Below are 21,124 nucleotides of genomic sequence, written 5' to 3' on the forward strand. Positions count from 1 at the left end.
GTCCTCATGCCGTTGCGATCCCTTAAGCCAGTCCTCTACAGGGATACAGAGTCAGTCGATGCAGTTTCTAGACGATAGCCATGGGTGTGCAGGCTGGAACGGTGAAATGGCTGGGCGCATCCGCGCGTTCGACTGGAGCCTGACTGAGCTTGGGGACATGGACACCTGGCCCGCAAGCCTGTGCAGCGCGGTGCAGTTGATGCTCGCGTCGCCACTGCCGATGGTGATGCTATGGGGCCGGCAGGGTTACATGATCTATAACGACGCGTACTCGACGTTCGCCGGTGGCCGCCATCCTTACCTGTTGGGTTCCACGGTGGAACTGGGTTGGCCGGAAGTCGCCGACTTCAATCGGCATGTGGTCGATACCTGCCTGGCCGGCGGCACCTTGTCCTATCGCAACAAAGTCCTGGAGTTGCTGCGCGACGGGGTTCCCGAAGACGTCTGGCTGGACCTCTATTACAGCCCGGTCGCTGATGACGACGGGAAACCGGCCGGGGTCATGGCGATAGTGGTCGAGACCACCGAGCATGTGATTTCCGAACGCCGTCGTCAGGCCGCCGAGGACGCCTATCACGCCGACAACGAACGGGTGCGCCTGGCGCTCAATGCCGGGGCTTTGCTCGGCTCGTTCGTCTGGGACATCAAGGGCAATGCGCTCTCCGGTGACGAGCGTTTCGCCCGCACCTTTTCGTACCCGCCGGAGCAGAACCTGGCCGACCTGCCAACGGACATCGCCGAAGCACGGATCCATCCCGATGACCGCAGCTGGGTGCAGGAGCAGATCAACCAATCAGTGGAAACCGGCGAACCCTTTAACGCCGAGTATCGGGTCCTGCGCCCGGATGGCAGTTATCTGTGGGTGCAGGCGAGTGGTGGCTGCGAGTTCAATCAGCAGGGCGAACCGTTCCGTTTTCCCGGGGTCTTGATCGACATCCACGAACGCAAGACCGCCGAAGAATCCCTGCTCAAGTTCACCCGCAATCTGGAGCAACGCGTTGCCGACGAAGTCGAGGCGCGGCTGGCCGCGGAAGAACAATTGCGTCAATCGCAGAAACTCGAAGCCATTGGTGGCCTCACCGGCGGCGTGGCCCATGACTTCAACAACTTGTTGCAGGTGATCGCCGGCAACCTGCACTTGCTGGCGCGGCATGAGCCGGACAATGCCAACGTGCAGCGCCGCGTCAGTGCGTCGATTGCCGCGGTCGAGCGCGGCGCCAAACTGTCTTCGCAATTGCTCGCGTTCGCCCGTCGTCAGCCCTTGTCGCCAGCGGTCTGCGACCTGCGGCAGGTCTTCGATGGACTCGGGGAATTGTTGCAGCGGGCGCTGGGGGAAACCATTCAGATCAACTTCACCGCTGCGGAAGCTCTTTGGCACATCTACGTGGACCACAATCAACTGGAAAACGCCATCCTCAATCTGGCGATCAATGCCCGGGACGCCATGAACGGCGAGGGACCATTGACCTGAGCGCCGAGAACATCGCCCTTGACAGCAAGTTTTGTGCAGGCAAGGGCATCGTCGCCGGCGACTATGTCTGCGTAGCGGTGGCTGACAGGGGTATCGGCATGTCGCCACAGGTGCTCGCGCAGGCTTTCGAACCGTTTTTTACCACCAAGGCCGATGGCCAGGGCACGGGTCTGGGCCTGAGCATGGTGTTCGGTTTCGTCAAGCAAAGTGGTGGGCATATCGAGATTTCCAGCGTGGTCGGGCAGGGCACTCGAGTGCAGCTGTATTTCCCTCGCAGCCTGCGCCCGATGCTCAACGAAACGACACGTCATGACCCGCAACAGCGAGGCGGACACGAAACCATTCTGGTGGTCGAGGACAACGAGGCGGTGCGCAGCGCAGCGGTGGAGTTACTGCGTGAAGAGGGTTATCAAGTGCTGACGGCGGCCAACGGCGACGCCGCGATGCAGATGTTGCTGGATGGCGCCGTGGTCGACCTGATTTTCACCGACGTGGTCATGCCCGGCCTGATCAAAAGCTCGGACCTGGCCGCCTGGGCCCGCCGCCGGTGGCCGTGCTGTTCACCTCGGGCCACACCCGTGACATTATTTCGCGCAATCACCAACTCAGCCCCGACACTTACTTGCTGAGCAAACCCTATGGTCCCGAGGCGCTGACCCAAATGGTCCGCACCGTGCTAAACGGCTGAGAACAGCCCCCTGTAGGAGCTGCCGCAGGCTGCGATCTTTTGATCTTATGGCGGTCTTGACATTGCCAGGATCAAGATCAAAAGATCGCAGCCTGCGGCAGCTCCTACATTTGTATCGCGTTCATCCACATCATTCCTTTAAGGCCGCTCATGACATCCAAGCGCACTTCCAATCCCCCCTCCGGCATGGTCAGGGTGCGTGGCGCCCGGGAACACAATCTCAAAAACGTCGATGTCGACATCCCCCGGGATGCCCTGGTGGTGTTCACTGGCGTGTCCGGCTCGGGGAAATCGTCGCTGGCGTTCTCGACCCTCTACGCCGAAGCGCAACGCCGCTATTTCGAATCCGTGGCGCCTTATGCGCGGCGTCTGATCGATCAGGTCGGGGTGCCGGACGTCGATTCCATCGAAGGCTTGCCGCCCGCGGTGGCGCTCCAGCAACAACGGGGTACGCCGAGCACGCGCTCTTCGGTGGGCAGCGTGACGACGTTGTCGAGCCTGATCCGCATGCTGTACTCCCGGGCCGGCAGTTATCCGCCGGGGCAACCGATGCTCTATGCGGAAGATTTTTCGCCCAACACGCCCCAGGGCGCGTGCGCTGAATGTCATGGGCTGGGGCGGGTGTATGAAGTCACCGAAGCCCTGATGGTCCCGGACCCGAGCCTGACCATTCGCCAGCGCGCGGTCGCCTCCTGGCCCACCGCCTGGCAGGGACAGAACCTGCGCGACATCCTGGTGACCATGGGTTACGACGTCGATAAACCCTGGCGCGATCTGCCGAAAAAACTGCGCGACTGGATTCTCTTCACCGAAGAAACACCCACGGTGCCGGTGTATGCCGGGCTCACTCCCGAAGAAACCAAAATTGCGCTCAAACGCAACATGGAACCGAGTTACCAGGGCACGTTCACCGGCGCCCGGCGCTACATCCTGCACACCTTCAGCCATTCCCAAAGCGCGCTGATGAAGAAGCGCGTCGCGCAATTCATGCTCGGCAGCCCGTGCCCGTTGTGCGATGGCAAACGGCTCAAGCGCGAGGCGTTGTCGGTGACCTTTGCCGGTTACGACATCGGCGAGTTGTCGCAGATGCCGTTGCTGCAAGTGGCCGAAGTCTTGAAACCAGTGGCCGCTCACAGCTACCTCGAACAGACCGAGGCGGCGGGTGAGGTATTGACGCACGACCAGACCCGCGAAGCCCGCGAGCAACGAGTGGCCCACGGCGCCAGTGGTCACGCCAACGCGCCGGATGTACGCCACACACCGAACCTGTCAGTGGAGAAACGCCTGGCCGCGCAGCGGATCGCACAGGATTTGCTGGACCGGGTCAGCACATTGACCGATCTGGGGCTCGGTTACCTGGCGCTGGAACGCAGCACGCCGACGCTGTCGTCCGGTGAGTTGCAGCGTCTGCGTCTGGCGACACAATTGGGTTCGCAGCTGTTCGGCGTGATCTACGTGCTGGATGAACCGTCGGCCGGTCTGCACCCGGCGGATGGCGAAGCATTGTTCGAAGCGCTGCAACGCCTGAAGGCTGCCGGCAACACCTTGTTCGTGGTCGAGCATGACCTGGAAACCATGCGCCGCGCCGACTGGTTGATCGACGTGGGCCCGGCGGCCGGCGAGCATGGCGGGCAAGTCCTGTACAGCGGACCGCCGCCAGGGTTGGCGCAGGTGACGAACTCGCAGACGCGCGCTTATCTGTTCGCCGAGCAGGTCACTCAGCCCCAAGCCAGCCGCAAGGCGAACGATTGGCTACGGCTGGAAGGCATCACTCGCAATAACTTGAACAACCTCAGCGTCGAGTTTCCGCTGGGCTGTTTTACCGCGGTGACGGGCGTCTCCGGTTCCGGTAAATCAAGCCTGGTCAGTCAGGCGCTGCTGGAACTGGTGGGCGCGCATCTCGGGCGCTCGGCAAGTGACAGCGAACCCGAAGCGTTGAGCCTGGAGGACGACGCACCGCAAGTCAGCGGCGGTCAGGTCACGGCGGGACTGGAATCGATCAAGCGCCTGGTGCAAGTCGATCAGAAACCCATCGGCCGAACACCGCGCTCGAACCTGGCGACTTACACCGGTCTCTTCGACAACGTGCGCAAACTGTACGCCGCCACACCCGAGGCACAGGCCGAGGGTTACGACGCGGGCCAGTTTTCCTTCAACGTCGCCAAGGGCCGTTGCCCGACGTGCGAAGGTGAAGGCTTCGTCAGCGTCGAATTGCTGTTCATGCCCAGCGTCTATGCACCGTGCTCGACCTGTCACGGCGCGCGTTACAACCCCGAGACGCTGGCAATCATCTGGCAAGGGTTGAACATCGCCCAGGTGTTGCAGTTGACGGTGGACGAAGCGGTCACGGTGTTTACCGAGCAACCGGGTATTCGTCGTTCTCTGGAGGTGCTGCGCGATATCGGCCTGGGTTACCTGCGCCTCGGCCAGCCGGCGACCGAGCTGTCGGGCGGTGAAGCCCAGCGGATCAAACTGGCCACCGAGCTGCAACGCAACCAGCGCGGGGCCACGCTGTATGTGCTCGACGAGCCCACCACTGGTTTGCACCCAAGGGATGTCGATCGCTTGCTCGAACAGTTGAATACGCTAGTGACGGCGGGGCATACGGTGATCGTCGTCGAACATGAAATGCGCGTGGTGGCGCAGAGTGACTGGGTGATCGACATCGGCCCGGGGGCGGGGGATCAGGGCGGGAAGATAGTCGTCAGTGGCACGCCACAGAAAGTCGCCAACACCAAAAAGAGCCGGACCGCACCGTTTTTGGCCAGAACCCTAGGGTAAATCAAAAGATCGCAGCCTTCGGCAGCTCCTACAAAGGATCGGCGTACACCTGTAGGCGCTGCCGAAGGCTGCGATCTTTTGATCTTAAACGCTGTCGAGCGTGCGCCGCACCTTGTCCAGCAGTTCATTGATCTGGAACGGCTTGATCAGCATCTCCATGCCATCGCCGAGGAACACCTGACGGTTGATTGCGGTTTCGGCGTAACCGGTCATGAACAGGATCGGCAGTTTTTCGCGCCAGCCCCGTGCCACATCGGCCAGCTCGCGGCCGCTCATGCGCGGTAGTCCGACGTCCGTCAGCAGCAGGTCGATAGACTCATCGTTTTGCAGGCGCTCGAGGGCACCTTCGATGTCGCCCACCTGCGTGCAACGGTAACCGGCATCCACCAACACTTCGGCCACAAACATGCGCACCGACGGCGTGTCCTCGACGATCAATACATGTTCGCCGGCACCCTGAAGATCGACGGTGGCTGACTCGGCTTCGCAGTCGGTGGGGTCAGAGCTGGCCGGCAGCATTATGGTGACTTCGGTGCCGCGCCGGGCGACGCTGCGGATGTGTGCATCGCCACCCGATTGCCGGGCGAAACCGTAGAGGGTCGACAACCCCAGCCCCGTGCCCTGGCCCAGCGACTTGGTGGTGAAAAACGGGTCGAACACCTTGTCGATCACGCTGTGTTCGATACCGGTGCCGTCATCGCGCACAGACAACGCGACATACGCACCATCGGCCAGATTGGGATCGCCATGGGAGTAGGCGGCATAGGTGCTGACCCAAATGTTGCCGCCTTGGGGCAAGGCATCGCGAGCGTTGATCACCAGATTGAGCATCGCGCTTTCAAGCTGAATGGGGTCGACCAGGGCGATGGCGGCTTTAGAGGTCAATTCGAGTTTTAAGGTAATGCGCTCGCCGATAGTGCGCACCAGCAATTCTTCAAGGGAACGCACGTGCTCGTTGATGTCCACGGGCCGGGTATCGAGAGGCTGTTGGCGCGCGAAGGCGAGCAGGCGATGGGTCAGGGACGCGGCACTCATGGCCGAGTTCAAGGCGGCTTCGGCGTAAAACTGAACCTTGTCGGTGCGTGAGGCGGCGATACGTTTCTGGATCAGTTCCAGGCTGGTGATGATGCCGGTCAGCAAGTTATTGAAGTCGTGGGCGATGCCCCCGGTCAGCTTGCCCAGTGCATCCATTTTCTGCACTTGCAGCAGTTGCGCTTCGGTTCGCGCTCGCTCGGCGACTTCTTTGGCCAACTGGGTGGTGGCGTCGTCAAGCCGGGCCAGGTGCGAGCGTTCGCGGTGCCGGTGTTCAGTGACATCCTCGACAAACACCAGGCTCAGTTCCGGTGTGCGGTACGGCGAAATCTGCCACTCGGTTTCGCGAGCCTCGCCGTGGACCCGCATGCTCAGCGTGCCTTTCCAACGTTCGCCATAGGCCAGACGCAGACGCAGTTCCTCGATGACGACGTCCTGATCCTCGGCAAAGCACTCGCGCAGGGTGTCCGGGTTGAGGTTGTCCTGAATCAGCTGCGCGAAGGCATGGTTGCATTCATGCACCTTCAACTCGGCATCCAGCACCGCGATGGGCGCCGAGACATTGACAAAGATTTCCCGAAACCGCGCCTCGCTTTCGCGCAGAGCATTTTCGGTTTCACGCACCCGCAGCAAGGTGCGCAAGGTCGCGAGCAGCACATCCGGATCCACCGGGTGGATCAGGTAGGCATCGGCACCCGCGTCCAGGCCGGTAATGATGTCGCCGGTCTGGATCGAGGCCGCCGAGACGTGAATCACCGGGAGCAGGGCCGTGGCAGGTTCGGCGCGCAGTTTGCGCACGATGTCGAAGCCGCTCATGTCCGGCAGATTGACGTCGAGGATCAGCGCGTCGATCGCCACGCTGTCGATCAGCTCCAGGCCCTCGGTGCCGGTGCCGGCTTCGAGCACTTCATAGCCGTGACGCTCCAGGCGACGGCGCAGGGCGTCCCGCGTGGCGATGTTGTCGTCGACGATCAGCAAACGGATGTCACGCTTCATCGACGGGCTCCATGGCGATAGCCAGCGGGGTTCAGCTTTGCAGGTTCCAACGGGGCTGGAGGCCGTCGCTGTACATGATCAATAAGTGTCCGTTCACTTGAGCATAGTCAAAGGATTGCGCCTTTCGATATTGGCCGCCGCCGATGCCGGGGTGGGAGGCCAGGCCGCGGGATTTGTCGGGCGTAATAGGCAGGCCCCGGCGCACATGGACTCCAGTAGGAGCTGCCGAAGGCTGCGATCTTTTGATTTTGATTCGGCCTTGCGATGGAACCCTGTCCCCCGGGCGGCTTCGAATCTTCAAGGCCCGACTGTTTCAGCCGCGCACATGCAGTGATGAACGAGGTACTTATGCAAGATGACAGTGATCTTGAGGAAGAGGCGAAAACCGCCGAACCGGAAAGCGCAGACAAAGCGGTCGACCAGAAGCAACTCCACACCGATAACGACAATGAGTTCAGCCCGGGTTTCAAGCCGAATCCCGACCGGCCCAAACCCGGGGATGACACCGATGCCGACATCGACACCGATGGCGGCTAGCCAAGTCGTGAAAAGGCCGCATCAATCGATGCGGCCTTTTTGTGGGCGTTATTTACTGGGGTGAGCAGCCTGGAGTTTTTTCGCCATATCCAGATGTTTCTCCAGCGCCGGCAGCATTTTTTGCGCGAAACCTTTCAGGTCCGTGGCGCCTTTGACTTTGTCGTCCGTCACGGTGTTGGCTTCTTTCTTGAATAGCTCGATGGTGTCTTCGTGAGCCTTCACTTGATTGTTGGCATAGGCCGCATCGAAAGATTCATCGCGCAAGTCGAGGATTTTCTCTTTCGCCTGTTTGACCAGCGTCGTGCTGTCCGGTACCTCGATGTCATTCTTTTTCGCCAGTGCCGCCAGTTCATCATTAGCCTTGGAATGGGCGGTGATCATCATATTGGCGAATGCCTTGATGTCCGCCGATGAACTTTTTTCCAGGGCCAATCGGCTCGTTTCGATTTCCGCGATGCCGCCCGCGGCCGCGTTGTCGACGAAGTCATTGGAAGTGGCAGCGAATACCGTGCCCATGCTGGTGCTCAAGGCAACGGCCAACGTGAGGTGGCGCAGGGTAAATCGGTCCATTGGTTATTCTCCACACAGGTTTTCATGGGCGATCGATTGATCGTTAACGTGTGGAGGTTTACGAGCGGACAAAGGTTTTATTGCGTTTACGGCAGGGCGACGAACGGGCACCGCTGGTCTGATAGGCGGTCGACAGAACCGGCTAACCAAGGCCATTCTGATAGTTGGTGAACGCAATTGATCGCGTTTGCCTCCGATCAACAAACGGAGGTGTTCCATGCCGGTGCCACACGACCTTTATCAGGACCTCAAACTTTCAAAGGAAGATATCCAGCAAAAACGCACCAAGGATCCGTTATTGGATTCACTGATCAACAAGTATTCGCAGGCGGACGCCGACGTCGTAAAGGCCGAAACCGCCAAATCGGATGCGCCCAGCGATGACGCATTGAAGAAACTCAAGGAGAAGCGCGTGCAGGTTAAGCAAAAGATCGTTGATCGGCTCCAGACGCCGTCCTGACGCGCCCTGTCTGGTCACCGACGATCGGTGACTGAAAAATTGGAACGGCGATAAATACCGGCACCTCGAATGTTCAGAGTCCGAATTTACGGCTCCATGCGAGGTGCCCCATGACCGAACCACTCATCCCCGGTAAAGAAAAGTTCCCCAGCGAAGAGCAGGGTGGCTACGATCCCATTCCGACACATCCCGAGCCTTTGAGTCCGGGACGCACCACCGTCAATCCGGAAGATGAACCGGGTATCGACGAACTGCCGAACAACGAAGGTGCCATCCCGATGGACGAGGATGACTCCACCGCCATGGACCCGGAAAGGGTGCTTGAGGAAACGGATAATGCGGTGCGCGATGGTGAGATTCCCCGCTAGATCGAGACCGCCGACGCTTCTGTAGCAGCTGGCGAAGCCTGCGTTCGGCTGCAAAGCAGTCGTAAACCTGAGCACGCGACCTTCCTGACACACCGAGTGAACTGATTTCACGACTGCTTCGCAGCCGAACGCAGGCTTCGCCAGCTGCTACATTATTGAGCTTACTTATGTAACGCCGTACTGAGTGGCAATCGCGCCATATGTTTGGCCTTCAACGACCCGAAATACAACCAATCCCCATACTCGCGAACGGTCGTGATCGGCGAGTAGTTGTCGCGGCTACCGTCCTGCAAGTTGGCGATCACTTTACCGTCCAGATCCAGGCCCAGCGCGAAGGCGCGCTTCTCCACCGGTTTCGGCAGGAAAGTCATGGCCCGCACGATCATCTTGCGCACGAATGGATGCTGCGCGGTGGCATCGAGCAATGCGTTGCGCGGTGCGTAGAGCGCCACCCAGAAACGGTCGCGACCATTGAACGCGAGGTTGTCTGGCAAGCCTGGCAGATTATCGATGAATAGATCGTGGGTGCCGGCTTTGGGCCCGCTCAGCCAGTAACGACTGATGCGATAGGCGCCCGTTTCGTTGACCAATACAAAGCCATCGTCCGGTCCCAACGTCACGCCGTTGGCGAATTCCAGCTTATCCAACAGGACCGCGGTCTTGCCGGTCTGGAAGTCATAACGCAGCAAGCGGCCATCGCCGCCGTGCTCGATGATCGCTTCGCCGTCACTGCCGTAGCCAAAGCGACTGGAGGCATCACTGAAATAGGCGTAGTGCCCGGATTTGTCGATCGCCACGTCGTCGGTGAAACCGAAGGGCACGCCGTTGGCCGCCGTGGTCAATGGAATCAATCGGCCCTGGGCATCCAGTGACAGCAAGCCCTTGACCCCGTCGGCAATCACCAGCAGACCGTTGGGATGACGGGCCAGGCCCAAGGGTCTGCCGCCTGTATCGGCCAGATCCTTGGTGACCTTGCCGTCGAGGCTGGTACGGATCAATCGGCCGTCATTCAAACCCGTGATGAGGACGTCTCCCTCCAGCAGCAACGCTTCCGGCCCCTCGATATCAGCGGCGCCGACGCGCTCCACACCGTTGAGGCGCTGATTGTCGGCGTAGATGCCGCTGGTGAGGGAGGGCGCCGGTGGCGGTGTCCAGGCCACCGGTTGAACCTTGGTCGGCATCAGCAGCAGAAAGGCGCCGATGGCGACGATCACCAGCAACAGCATATGGCGAAACTTGACGGTTCGACTCACGCGCTGACTCCTGCCGGGGCCAACTGTTTTTGCGCCATCTCGCGCAATGCCAACATCGAAGCTGCCGACTCACGATCGATGCGGCGCTTGAGCAGCAGTCGATTGGCAATGCGCATCGCCAGGCCGCTGAACTGGTACTCCAGAGTGCGCACAAAGCGTGTGCCTTGGCTCAGGGCCTCACACTCGTAAGTCACCACTAAAGACAACCCGTGATCGTCATGGGCCCAGGCACTCCAGCGACGTCCAGGCAGGTATTCGTTAACCTCCCAGTGCAAGTGTCCCTCACGCCCCCCCGCCTTTATGTCTTCCTCGAACCGCCCCCCGGCATGCAGCGGACCGCTCTGGCCATCGACCTTGAGGGACGAGGGATGCCACTCCGGCCAACGGGTCACGGTGCTGGCATAGGCGAGCACGTCAATCGGGTCTCCAGCAATATCGATCTGATGCTGCATGCGGGTCATGGTCGTTCTCGTCGGGTGCAGGTCCGTCGGCTCCGGTTCCCAATAGAGGGTGCCAAACAGGTAGTCCATCAGCGGAAAAACGATATTGAAATTGCGTTCCTGCATCAGCTCACGACGGTGATGCAGTTCATGCAGGCGGCGCATCTGGCGGATCCACGGCAAGCGTGTGAAGGGGTTCTCCGGTGGCAGGTGCTCGCAGGCATGGAACACTTCATAGGTCAGGTAACCAAGGACCAGACAGCCGCCGAACAACCCGGCGACGTTGGCATCGAACTGCTCAAGCAGCCACCAGACGGGCAGGGTGATGACGACCGTGTGCAGCACGATCAGCCAGGCTGGAAACAGAATCACCCGCCAGTCCCGGGCACTGTCGTAGGTCATGTGGGCAGGGGCGAAAAAGCTGTGATGGTCGCCGGCATGGCGTGCGTAGAACATTCGCGCGAAGTTTTTTTTATGATGCCCCAAGTGCCGATGGACCATGTACACGCCGAAGTTGAAGAACAACAACGTCAACGGCATCGCCAGCCATTCCAGTGGCTGAACCTGGTGCACGGTGCTCCAGAATCCGCCGATGGCCAGCACCCCGAACAGCAGCACAAAAGCGCCGTGCAGCCATGGGTTGTAGAGCGGATGAATAGCAGCGCGGTAGCGGGCGCGGAATGCTTCGGTGGTCTGCCTCACTGCAATCACCTGTAGTTATTGTTATCTCCAGCAGATTAGACGATCCCGGCGTTTCAGGCGGGCCGAACCGTGAGGTCACAAATGCCATGGGCCGGTGCAAACCGGATTCAGGTCAGCGGGTTCCAGCGTTGCGACCAGTCATCGTCGGAGTTGATCACTTCGCGTAGCAGGTCGAAGGCTTGTTGCAAGGTCGCCGAGTCGCGGTCGCGGGAGTAAACCAGATAAGTCGGGTAGCTGAATTCCGGGGCTTTGGGCACTTGCTCCAGCACACCGCTTTGCAGATAACTCTGGACCACCCGGGTGCGGAAGTAGCCGCTGCCTCCGTTTTCCAGAATGTACTGCAAACCCAGTGGGCCGAGGTTGAAGCTCAGCGCGGCTTTGGCTTTTTCGGGCAGGGCCGCATCGTGTTGACGGCGGAAGTCCGGGCCCCAGTCGATGTACACGTAGGGATCGGGTCTTGCGGCTAGACGGATGAGGACCAGTTTTTCTTCCAGCACCTGTTCGACTTGCAGGCGTGGCCAATACTCGGGCTGGTAAACCAGCGCCGCATCCAGAACCCCCAGTTCCAGTTGGCGCAGCAGGTTTTCACCGTCACGGATTTCCATGCGCAAGGCGTGGCTGGGGATCTTCTCGCGCAGCGCGCCGGCCCAGCTGAGCATCAGCGGGTTGCACAGACTGACTTCGCCACCGATGTGCAACACGTCGCGGTAACCCTCGGGCAACGGCAAGTCCCGTCGCGCCGCTTCCCAGGTTTCGACCAGTTGATTGGCGTAGACCACGAAGGCTTCACCGTTAGGTGTCAGGCGCGCACCGGCGCGGTTGCGCACGAACAACGTACTGCCTAGCTGGCTTTCGAGTTTCTGCACGCGCGCAGTGATCGCCGTCTGGGTGACGTGGAGTTTTTCGGCGGCTGCGGCAAGGCTGCCGTGGCGGACGATTTCCAGAAAGGTGCGGGCGAGATCGATGTCCATGGGGCGGCCGGTGCGGGAAGTGCAGGCATTGTAAACGGATACCGCCGGATCAGTTCATGTACCAGCTGGCGAAGCCTGCGTTCGGCTGCGTAGCAGCCGTAAAGTCGGCACATGCGGTGTGTCAGGAAGACCGTGCAGCAGGATTCACGACTGCTGCGTCCGAACGCGGCACGAGCCGAACGCAGCCTTCGGCAGCTGCTACCCGGATCGAGGAGCTGCCGCAGGCTGCGGTCTTTTAGCGGTTCATTTCAAAACGCAAAACACGAACAACCAAAGGCCCCCCAGAAACCGGCGAAATCACTGACAGGTGCCGAGGACAGCCGCGCCCGTTCATGGCGATGGGCATGCACCGCGCAAGCCCCGACACATTGATGAATCTGCGCGGTCAGCGGCGCCAGGGGTTTCCAATGACCCGGTACTTTGGCGACTGGCGACCATTCAGGCACCACGGGGACTGGAGGCGGCCCGAGTTTTTCAAACTCGACGCTGCCGTGGACGATCTTGCCGTCGACGATGGTCAGTACCGATTCGATCCATTTGACCGCTTCATCCTCGATGTGGAAGTAGTCCGCCGACAGCGCAATCAGGTCCGCCAGTTGCCCGACCTTGATCTGGCCTTTTTTGCCTTGCTCGGAGGAAAACCAGGCGCTGCCGTGGGTGAAGAGTTCCAGCGCGGTATCGCGGCTCAAACCTTGCGGGTACAGCGCCAGACCACCGACGGTACGGCCGCTGATCAGCCAGTACAGCGAAGTCCAGGGGTTGTAGCTGGAGACGCGCGTGGCATCGGTGCCGGCGCCGACCGGAATGCCTTCCGCCAGCATACGAGCAATGGGCGGCGTGGCTTCGGCAGCCTTGGCGCCGTAACGGTCGACGAAGTATTCGCCCTGGAATGCCATGCGGTCCTGGATCGCGATGCCGCCACCGAGGGCTTTGACCCGTTCGATGTTCTGCGGGGTGATGGTTTCGGCGTGGTCGAAAAACCACGGCAAACCGTCGAACGGAATGTCGCGATTGACCTTCTCGAATACGTCGAGCATGCGGCTGATGGATTCGTTGTACGTGGCGTGCAAACGGAACGGCCAGCGCTGCTCCACCAGATGGCGGACCACCGGTTCCAGTTCCTGCTCCATGGTTTGCGGCAGGTCGGGGCGGGGCTCGAGGAAGTCTTCGAAGTCGGCCGCAGAGAACACCAGCATTTCCCCGGCACCGTTGTGCCGTAGAAAGTCATCGCCCTGACCGTAGTGGGAGGTGCTGGTCCAGTTTTTGAAGTCGGTCAGCTCTTCCTTGGGTTCCTGCGTGAACAGGTTGTAGGCAATGCGCACCGTGAGCTGTTGGTCTTTGGCCAGTTGCTGGATGACTTGATAGTCGTCCGGATAATTTTGATAACCGCCGCCAGCATCAATGGCGCTGGTGACACCCAGACGATTGAGTTCGCGCATGAATTGGCGGGTGGAGTTGACCTGGTATTCCAGCGGCAGTTTCGGCCCCTTGGCCAGGGTTGAGTAGAGAATCATCGCGTTGGGGCGGGCGATCAGCATGCCCGTCGGGTCGCCATTGGCATCGCGCTGGATTTCGCCACCCGGTGGGTTCGGTGTGTCACGGGTATAACCGACCACTTTCAATGCCGCGCGGTTGAGCAGGGCACGGTCGTAGAGGTGCAGGACGAACACCGGGGTGTCTGGCGCGGCCTTGTTCAGTTCATCAATCGTCGGCAGGCGTTTTTCGGCGAACTGGAATTCGTTCCAGCCACCGACCACTCGCACCCATTGCGGCGTGGGTGTGCGGTCTGCCTGATCCTTGAGCATGCGCAGAGCGTCGACCAGTGAAGGGACGCCTTCCCAGCGCAGTTCGAGGTTGTAGTTCAGGCCACCACGGATCAGGTGCAGGTGCGAGTCGTTAAGGCCGGGAATCACCGTGCGACCGTGCAGGTCGATAATTTGGCTGCCGGGACCTTGCAGGGCCATGGCCTGGGCATCGCTGCCGACCACCACGAAGCGTCCGTCCTTGATCGCGACGGCGCTGGCCTGAGGTTTTTTGCGGTCGACAGTGTGCAGGCGTCCGTTGTACAGGATGAGGTCGGCGGGGGCGTCGGGCATGGTTTTACTCCCTGCGATTAGCGGGCTGATCCAGGCACCGACGGCGCCTGCCGAAAGGCCTTGCAGTACACGTCGGCGGTTAAATCCGTCGTGGTCGTCAGGTGGGCTCATGGGCAGTGCTCCGCGCAAAGGATCTTCATAAAAAAGCGAGGGCAAACAGCCGATGTCTGACGCATGCGGCCAGAAGGAATATAGACGGCAAATCCACAGGTAGCCGTTTTCCAATGGCGAAAAACGACGAATCCCGCCACGAGGGCGGGATTCGTTTGCAGCCAGGCGTGCCCCCGAAGGTCGGGAGCGGCGCGCTTAGGCCGGGAACAGTTCGGACAGTTTCATGGCCAGCATCATGTCGCCTTCGGCGCGCAGTTTGCCGCCCATGAAGGCTTGCATGCCGTCAGTTTCGCCGCTGACGATGCCTTCCAGGGTTTCGCCGTCCATGACCAGAGTCACCTGGGCGTCCGGGTTTTCGCCTTCCTGGAGCTCGCAGGTGCTGTCCTTGACGATCAGCGAGAAGTTCTTGGTGTCGTCGATGCGGAAACCGAATACCAGGTCCAGACCGGCAGCAGCGGCTGGGTTGAACTTGGCTTTCATTGCTTGTACGGCATCAGCTACGGAGGTCATGGTTCGATCCTTTCTTGGGTAATTAGAGCTGGGTGAATACAGCCAGGGTCACAATAGTCCGGACTCAGCGAAACGTGATGAGTTCCGGGGTCTTCAACAGTTGCAGGTGCGCATGACTGTTGAAAGAAGACAGAGCCACCTCGCGACCGCGAAACTTCAGCAGGTTGAGCGAGGTGTTGACGATTTGCCAGTTCAGTTCAAACGCCTGCCTGGCAGGCATTTGCGTAATGAGGTGGAGCAGGGCCGTGATAGTGCCGCCGGAGGTGAACACGGCGATTTTCTGGGTGTTGTCGGCGCTTTCGAGGATTCGCTGCAGACCGGCCTGCACCCGTTCGACAAACCCCAGCCAGCTTTCCAGGCCCGGTGTGTCATAGGTGCCGGCGAGCCAGCGTTCGATGATCAGGGCGAAGATGCGCTGGAACTCGCCGCGGTTTTGCGCGGCGTTACGCAGGATGTGCAGCGCTTCGGGTTCGTCCGGTAACATGGCCGGCAGCAGCGCGCGGATCACCGCGTCGGCGTCGAACTCATTGAAAGCGGAATCGATTTCCAGCGCGGGAACCGGCAGGCCTGCCGCAGCGAACTGTTCCAGTGCGCTGTTGGCCGTGTGCTGCTGGCGGCGCAGATCGCCCGAGAGGCAGCGATCGAAGCTGATACCCAGCTCGGCGAGGTGCTGGCCGAGGACTTCTGCCTGGCGAATACCGGTCGGCGACAGGACGTCATAGTCGTCTGCACCAAAGGAGGCCTGGCCATGTCGAATCAAATAGATACTGCCCACGTCCGCGTCATCCCGGTACGTTGAAGGTTCGGCGAGGTTATGAGGATGAGGGTGAGCTGTCAATGAAAAAACATACGCTTGTTTGAAATGCCCGTTACAGGGCTGTTGCCAGAGGTTTCACGGCTGGTCGCCGGGGCGGCGCATGGGTATGCTGGACGTATCCCGCGCGCATTTTTGCAGCGCATCGTATTAAAGGAGTCCCTGTGGAGTTTTTTGCGGAGTACGCAGTTTTTCTGGCTAAGACCGTGACACTGGTGATCGCCATTCTGGTGGTCCTGGCCAGTTTCGCGGCGTTGCGCAGCAAAGGTCGACGCAAGTCGGTCGGCCAGTTGCAAGTCAGCAAACTCAATGATTTCTACAAAGGGCTGCGCGAACGCCTGGAGCAAACTTTGCTCGACAAGGACCAGCTCAAGGCCTTGCGCAAGGTCGAAGCTAAAACCGAGAAAAAGCAAAAGAAGAAAACCGAGGCCAAGCCACGGGTGTTCGTGCTGGATTTCGACGGCGACATCAAGGCCTCGGCCACTGAAAGCCTGCGCCATGAAATCACCGCGCTGCTGACCCTCGCCACGCCCAAGGATGAAGTGGTGCTGCGTCTGGAAAGCGGCGGTGGCATGGTTCACAGCTACGGCCTGGCGTCCTCGCAACTGGCGCGTATCCGTGATGCCGGTGTGCCGTTGACCGTGTGCATCGACAAGGTCGCGGCCAGCGGCGGCTACATGATGGCGTGCATCGGCGAGAAGATCATCAGCGCGCCGTTCGCGATCCTCGGCTCGATCGGTGTCGTGGCGCAGCTGCCTAACGTCAACCGCCTGCTGAAAAAGCACGACATCGACTTCGAAGTGCTGACCGCGGGCGAGTACAAGCGCACCCTGACGGTGTTTGGCGAAAACACCGAGAAGGGCCGTGAGAAGTTCCAGGAAGACCTGGACATCACTCACCAGTTGTTCAAGAACTTCGTTTCCCGCTATCGCCCACAATTGGCCATCGACGAAGTGGCCACCGGTGAAATCTGGCTCGGCATCGCGGCGCTGGATAAACAACTGGTGGACGAGCTGAAAACCAGCGATGAATACCTCGCCGAACGTGCCAAGAAGTCCGAGCTGTACCACTTGCACTACGCCGAACGTAAAAGCCTGCAGGAACGCATCGGCATGGCGGCCAGCAGCTCGGTCGATCGTGTGCTGCTGAGCTGGTGGAGTCGGTTGACCCAGCAACGCTTCTGGTAAGCACCGTCGTGTAATCGTTTACGCCGGACACAAAAAAGCCCTGAACCGGATTTCCGATTCAGGGCTTTTTGTTTTACGCGTACTTAGCGGCGACGGAACAGCGGCAGCGGTTCGTCGGTAGCAGCCTGATAGGTCACCGAGAAGTCCTTGAGACCTTCCAGGGCTTCATAGGGGTCTTTATCGGCGCGAATCGCAAAGGCGTCGAAACCGCAGCGGTGCAGGTAGAACAGCTGGTCGCGCAGCACATCGCCGATTGCCCGCAGTTCACCTTTGAACCCGTAACGGTCACGCAGCAGGCGGGCGTTGGAGTAGTTGCGGCCATCAGTGAAGGCTGGGAAATTCAGGGCGATCACCTGGAAATTTTCCACGTCGTCACCGATTTCTTCCGCTTCTTCATCGGCATCCAGCCATACGCCCAGGCCGCCATCGCGGGCCTTGAGCATGCGGCTGTGTTCGCGCCACAGCTGCAACGGGACGATCAGGTCGTCGCAGTTGCTGACCTCGTCGATGTTGAAGTCCTTGGGCAGCAAGTGCCAGGTTTCGTCGACGACTTCGTTGTTCTTAATTATTCGCTGCATAGACGCGCTCCTTGAAGAGGTCGATGCCAATACGCTGATAGGTGTCGATGAAACGCTCGTCTTCGGTACGTTGTTCGATGTACACGTCGATCAGCTTTTCAATCACATCAGGCATGGCTTCCTGGGCGAAGGATGGGCCGAGGATCTTGCCCAGGCTCGCATCGCGACTGGCGCTGCCACCGAGGGACACCTGATAGAACTCTTCGCCTTTTTTGTCCACCCCGAGGATGCCGATGTGGCCGACGTGGTGGTGACCACAGGCGTTCATGCAGCCGGAGATGTTCAGGTCCAGTTCGCCGATATCGAACAGGTAATCCAGGTCTTCGAAGCGACGCTGGATCGACTCGGCGATCGGGATCGACTTGGCGTTTGCCAGGGAGCAGAAGTCGCCGCCCGGGCAGCAGATGATGTCGGTCAGCAAGCCGATGTTCGGCGTGGCGAAACCCTGCTCGCGCAACTCGCCCCACATTGCGAACAGTTGAGTCTGCTCAACGTCGGCCAGAATGATGTTCTGCTCGTGGGAGGTGCGCAACTGACCGAAGCTGTAACGGTCGGCGAGGTCGGCAACGGCATCGAGCTGCTTGTCGGTGATGTCGCCCGGTGCAACGCCGGTCGGCTTCAGGGACAGGGTCACGGCTACATAACCGGGCTTCTTGTGAGCCAGGGTATTGCGGGTGCGCCAGCGCGCGAAGCCCGGGTGTTCTTTATCGAGTTCGGCCAACGCCAGGGGCTGGTTGTCCAGCGCCTTGTACTCGGGGTCGACGAAGTGTTTGGCCACGCGATGCACTTCGGCTTCGGTCAGCGTGGTCTGGCCACCGCGAAGGTGTTCCATCTCTGCGTCGACTTTTTGCGCGAAGACTTCAGGGGTCAAAGCCTTGACCAGAATCTTGATCCGCGCCTTGTACTTGTTGTCACGACGGCCGTAGCGGTTGTAGACCCGCAGGATGGCGTCGAGGTAGCTCAACAGGTCTTGCCACGGCAGGAATTCATTGATGAACGCGCCCACCACCGGGGTACGGCCGAGACCACCACCCACCAGCACACGGAAGCCCAGCTCGCCGGCAGCGTTGTGCACCGGCTCAAGGCCGATGTCATGGACTTCGATGGCCGCACGGTCGGAAGTCGAACCGTTGATGGCGATCTTGAACTTGCGCGGCAAGTAAGCGAATTCAGGGTGGAACGTGGTCCATTGGCGGACGATCTCGCACCACGGGCGCGGATCGATCAGCTCGTCGGCAGCGACACCGGCGAACTGGTCAGTGGTGACGTTGCGCAAGCAGTTGCCGCTGGTCTGGATAGCGTGCATTTGCACGGTCGCCAGCTCTGCAAGGATGTCCGGGATGTCTTCCAGCGCCGGCCAGTTGAACTGTACGTTCTGCCGGGTGCTGATGTGGGCATAGCCCTTGTCGAAGTCACGGGCAATCCTGGCCATCATTCGCGTCTGGCGCGAAGTCAGTTGGCCGTAAGGCACCGCCACCCGCAACATCGGCGCGAAGCGCTGGATATAAAGGCCATTTTGCAGGCGCAGAGGGCGGAATTCTTCTTCGCTCAGCTCGCCTGCCAGATAGCGTCGGGTCTGATCACGGAACTGCTTGACGCGGTCCTCGATGATCCGCTGATCGTACTCGTCGTATACGTACATATAAGTCCTGTTCTCAGGCTTGGGCCGGTCGGATCCAGTTGCGTTTTTCGCTAGCTGAAGTCTCCGATACTGCCTCGGCAATTCTGCGCGCACGGCCGCGCACTCCCAACGGAGCCGGGGCAAGATACCAGTTTGCAGTTATGCGCAAAAGTGATGTTTGAGTATATGTAAAGAACCAAAACGACTAATGAAGGCCAATGAGGTAAAACCCACATTTGTGGTGCGGGCAATCATCGTCTTAACTGTGCTCGAGTCTTTATGCAATCACCGATAAAACCGACAAGAGGCGATGCAATGAGCAACCCTACCAAAACGTCAAAACCCGATAGCACGGTCGATGCTTGGGCCATTCTGTTCCTGATCATCCTGGTCGTGAGCACAGCGGTATTTTGGGTCAGCCATCAATAACCGACCCCGTCCGGGCCCCATTCCGACGATTGTCGGACAATAACCCGAATAAACGCCGTTTTCCGGGACTTCGCTGGCTATAATGCGCGGCGAATTGCCGGGGGGCTCGGACGATCAATGTTGAAGTTTTTCTACTCATTCCTGCTGATGTGCGGCGCGGTTTATGGACCCGGTGCGCGCGCGGAATCGGTGTTGTTCCTGAATCCCGGAGCCACTCAGGAAGCCTTCTGGGTCAGTTACTCGCAATTCATGCAGGCGGCAGCCACGGATCTGGGCATTGATCTGCGAATTCTCTATTCCCGGCGCATGCCGGAGCTCACGCTGGCGCAAGCCCGTCAGGCGCTGCAAGGCCCCGAGCGTCCGGACTATCTGGTTTTCGTCAACGAACAGTACGTCGCCCCACAGATCATTCGCCTGGCCCAGGGCAGCGGGGTGAAGCTGTTTATGGTCAACGCGTCCCTGACGGCCAATCAAATGAGCCTGCTGGGTGAGCGCCCTGAGCGCTTGGGCAGCCTGGTGCCCAACGACGAGGAGGGTGGCTACCTGATGCTCAAGGAACTGATTCGCCAGCATCCGCCCGCGGCGCCCGGTCAGGTCATCGAGTTGCTGGCGTTTTCCGGCCTGAAGATCACCCCTTCGGCGCAACTGCGCGAGCAAGGCATGATGCGGGCCTTGGCCGAACACCCGGAAGTGCACTTGCGCCAACTGGTTTACAGTGGCTGGACCCGGGAACGGGCGTATGAACAGGCCAAACTGCTGTTCAAGCGTTACCCGAAGGTCTCGCTGGTGTGGTCAGCCAATGACGAAATGGCGTTTGGCGCCATGCAGGCGTACTCGGAGGCGGGTGGGCTACCCGGCAAGGATGCGTTGTTCAGTGCGGTCAACACCTCGCCGGCGGCGTTGCAGGCGACGGTCGACGGACGCATCAGCGTGCTGTTGGGCGGGCACTTCACATTGGGCGGCTGGGCGCTGGTGGAGTTACATGATCTTGAGCAGGGCGTGGATCTCACCCATTACGGCGGCCGAGACCGGCGAATCCCGTTGTTGCAACTGATCGACAAGGCCCAGGCCAAGCGATTGCTGGCCATGGGAGAATCACCGGATTACGGCGTGAACTTCCGCCGTCTTTCAGCCAAGGGCCGGCCGACGTCGTATCGCTATCCGTTCAACCTGCAAACCTTGATGCGCTAAACCCCGGCCAGGTGCACCACCAGTTGCACGATGCCATACAGCGTCAATGCGAACACCGCGGTGAACAAAATCCCCAGAATCACGAAATGACTGGGCTTGCCGTGAGTGAAGTCCCGCGCCCGGTTCTTCCCGCTCTGCACCCCGAACGCTGCCGCTATGACGCTGTGCAGCATCTGCCAGAAAGTGGGCGGCTTGTTGTCGCCTGGATCGTCCATAAACCCCTAGTCTCCCGTTTGAGTAAGACAAGCATAGACAACCCACGGAAAGAAGATCGCCTCCGGCGCCACCCGGTATAAATATGTACCGCCCTGGACGACA

At 60.1% G+C, this 21,124-nt stretch carries 17 protein-coding genes and 2 pseudogenes; 7 read left to right on the top strand and 12 right to left on the bottom strand.

What is annotated here, in order from left to right:
* Positions 1-58: 58 nt before the first annotated feature.
* Both E3W21_RS03175 and uvrA read left to right on the top strand, forming a co-directional pair.
* Positions 59-2,159, top strand: a pseudogene (locus E3W21_RS03175) (PAS domain-containing protein).
* 150 nt (positions 2,160-2,309) lie between these two features.
* A complete protein-coding gene (gene uvrA / locus E3W21_RS03180) occupies positions 2,310-4,940 on the top strand; it encodes an excinuclease ABC subunit UvrA (RefSeq protein ID WP_134418203.1) in 2,631 nt (876 codons plus the stop codon).
* An 84-nt stretch (positions 4,941-5,024) separates the two neighbouring features.
* Here uvrA and E3W21_RS03185 read toward each other — a convergent pair whose 3' ends face one another.
* Together E3W21_RS03185 and E3W21_RS31575 are read right to left on the bottom strand one after the other, a co-directional pair.
* Positions 5,025-6,968, bottom strand: coding sequence for a response regulator (locus E3W21_RS03185; protein ID WP_129443608.1), 1,944 nt, complete (start codon positions 6,966-6,968; stop codon positions 5,025-5,027).
* 37 nt (positions 6,969-7,005) lie between these two features.
* A pseudogene (locus E3W21_RS31575) lies at positions 7,006-7,155 on the bottom strand (ATP-binding protein); the annotation flags it as partial.
* A 161-nt stretch (positions 7,156-7,316) separates the two neighbouring features.
* Between E3W21_RS31575 and E3W21_RS03195 the strand changes: the two are divergent.
* Entirely contained in the window at positions 7,317-7,505 is a 189-nt protein-coding gene (locus E3W21_RS03195; protein ID WP_129443610.1) for a hypothetical protein, read from the top strand.
* Between the two features lie 48 nt (positions 7,506-7,553).
* Here the strand turns inward: E3W21_RS03195 and E3W21_RS03200 are convergent, their stop codons facing one another.
* Complete coding sequence (locus E3W21_RS03200) at positions 7,554-8,075, bottom strand: DUF4142 domain-containing protein (protein ID WP_129443612.1); 522 nt, start codon at positions 8,073-8,075, stop codon at positions 7,554-7,556.
* Between the two features lie 217 nt (positions 8,076-8,292).
* Here E3W21_RS03200 and E3W21_RS03205 point away from each other — a divergent pair, with 217 nt between their 5' ends.
* Both E3W21_RS03205 and E3W21_RS03210 read left to right on the top strand, forming a co-directional pair.
* A complete protein-coding gene (locus E3W21_RS03205) occupies positions 8,293-8,535 on the top strand; it encodes a hypothetical protein (RefSeq protein ID WP_129443614.1) in 243 nt (80 codons plus the stop codon).
* A 110-nt stretch (positions 8,536-8,645) separates the two neighbouring features.
* A complete protein-coding gene (locus E3W21_RS03210; protein WP_129443616.1) occupies positions 8,646-8,903 on the top strand; it encodes a hypothetical protein in 258 nt (85 codons plus the stop codon).
* 161 nt (positions 8,904-9,064) lie between these two features.
* On the opposite strand, the gene E3W21_RS03215 is transcribed toward E3W21_RS03210, so the two are convergent.
* From E3W21_RS03215 to E3W21_RS03240, 6 genes are all read right to left on the bottom strand, one after another.
* Entirely contained in the window at positions 9,065-10,156 is a 1,092-nt protein-coding gene (locus tag E3W21_RS03215) for an SMP-30/gluconolactonase/LRE family protein (RefSeq protein ID WP_134418211.1), read from the bottom strand.
* Complete coding sequence (locus E3W21_RS03220) at positions 10,153-11,298, bottom strand: SRPBCC family protein (RefSeq protein ID WP_134418218.1); 1,146 nt, start codon at positions 11,296-11,298, stop codon at positions 10,153-10,155. Before E3W21_RS03220 ends, E3W21_RS03215 begins: the two co-directional genes overlap by 4 nt.
* Before the next feature lie 107 nt (positions 11,299-11,405).
* Positions 11,406-12,269: a LysR family transcriptional regulator gene (locus tag E3W21_RS03225; protein WP_134418225.1), complete on the bottom strand. Its 864-nt coding sequence runs from the start codon at positions 12,267-12,269 to the stop codon at positions 11,406-11,408.
* Positions 12,270-12,517: 248 nt separating this feature from the next.
* Entirely contained in the window at positions 12,518-14,365 is a 1,848-nt protein-coding gene (locus E3W21_RS03230) for an amidohydrolase (protein WP_134418231.1), read from the bottom strand.
* Positions 14,366-14,671: 306 nt separating this feature from the next.
* Entirely contained in the window at positions 14,672-14,986 is a 315-nt protein-coding gene (locus E3W21_RS03235) for an SCP2 sterol-binding domain-containing protein (protein ID WP_008154977.1), read from the bottom strand.
* A 64-nt stretch (positions 14,987-15,050) separates the two neighbouring features.
* Positions 15,051-15,761 carry a histidine phosphatase family protein gene (locus E3W21_RS03240; protein ID WP_129443622.1) on the bottom strand — a complete coding sequence of 237 codons (711 nt, stop codon included), beginning with the start codon at positions 15,759-15,761 and terminating at the stop codon, positions 15,051-15,053.
* 203 nt (positions 15,762-15,964) lie between these two features.
* On the opposite strand from E3W21_RS03240, the gene sohB reads away from it, so the two are divergent.
* Positions 15,965-16,987 (top strand): protease SohB, encoded by a 1,023-nt coding sequence (gene sohB, locus E3W21_RS03245; RefSeq protein ID WP_134418237.1) that lies wholly within the window; start codon positions 15,965-15,967, stop codon positions 16,985-16,987.
* Between the two features lie 83 nt (positions 16,988-17,070).
* On the opposite strand, the gene E3W21_RS03250 is transcribed toward sohB, so the two are convergent.
* Both E3W21_RS03250 and E3W21_RS03255 read right to left on the bottom strand, forming a co-directional pair.
* Positions 17,071-17,565 carry a DUF934 domain-containing protein gene (locus E3W21_RS03250; RefSeq protein WP_129443626.1) on the bottom strand — a complete coding sequence of 165 codons (495 nt, stop codon included), beginning with the start codon at positions 17,563-17,565 and terminating at the stop codon, positions 17,071-17,073.
* Positions 17,549-19,207: a nitrite/sulfite reductase gene (locus E3W21_RS03255; RefSeq protein WP_134418244.1), complete on the bottom strand. Its 1,659-nt coding sequence runs from the start codon at positions 19,205-19,207 to the stop codon at positions 17,549-17,551. The genes E3W21_RS03250 and E3W21_RS03255 overlap by 17 nt, the downstream gene beginning before the upstream one ends.
* 525 nt (positions 19,208-19,732) lie before the next feature.
* On the opposite strand from E3W21_RS03255, the gene E3W21_RS03260 reads away from it, so the two are divergent.
* A complete protein-coding gene (locus E3W21_RS03260; RefSeq protein WP_134418251.1) occupies positions 19,733-20,806 on the top strand; it encodes an ABC transporter substrate-binding protein in 1,074 nt (357 codons plus the stop codon).
* Here the strand turns inward: E3W21_RS03260 and E3W21_RS03265 are convergent.
* A complete protein-coding gene (locus E3W21_RS03265) occupies positions 20,803-21,021 on the bottom strand; it encodes a DUF2970 domain-containing protein (RefSeq protein ID WP_129443632.1) in 219 nt (72 codons plus the stop codon). The genes E3W21_RS03260 and E3W21_RS03265 overlap by 4 nt on opposite strands.
* Positions 21,022-21,124 lie beyond the last annotated feature (103 nt).

This window comes from Pseudomonas sp. F01002 (genome assembly GCF_004402115.1).
Classification (GTDB): Bacteria; Pseudomonadota; Gammaproteobacteria; order Pseudomonadales; family Pseudomonadaceae; genus Aquipseudomonas; species Aquipseudomonas frigoris.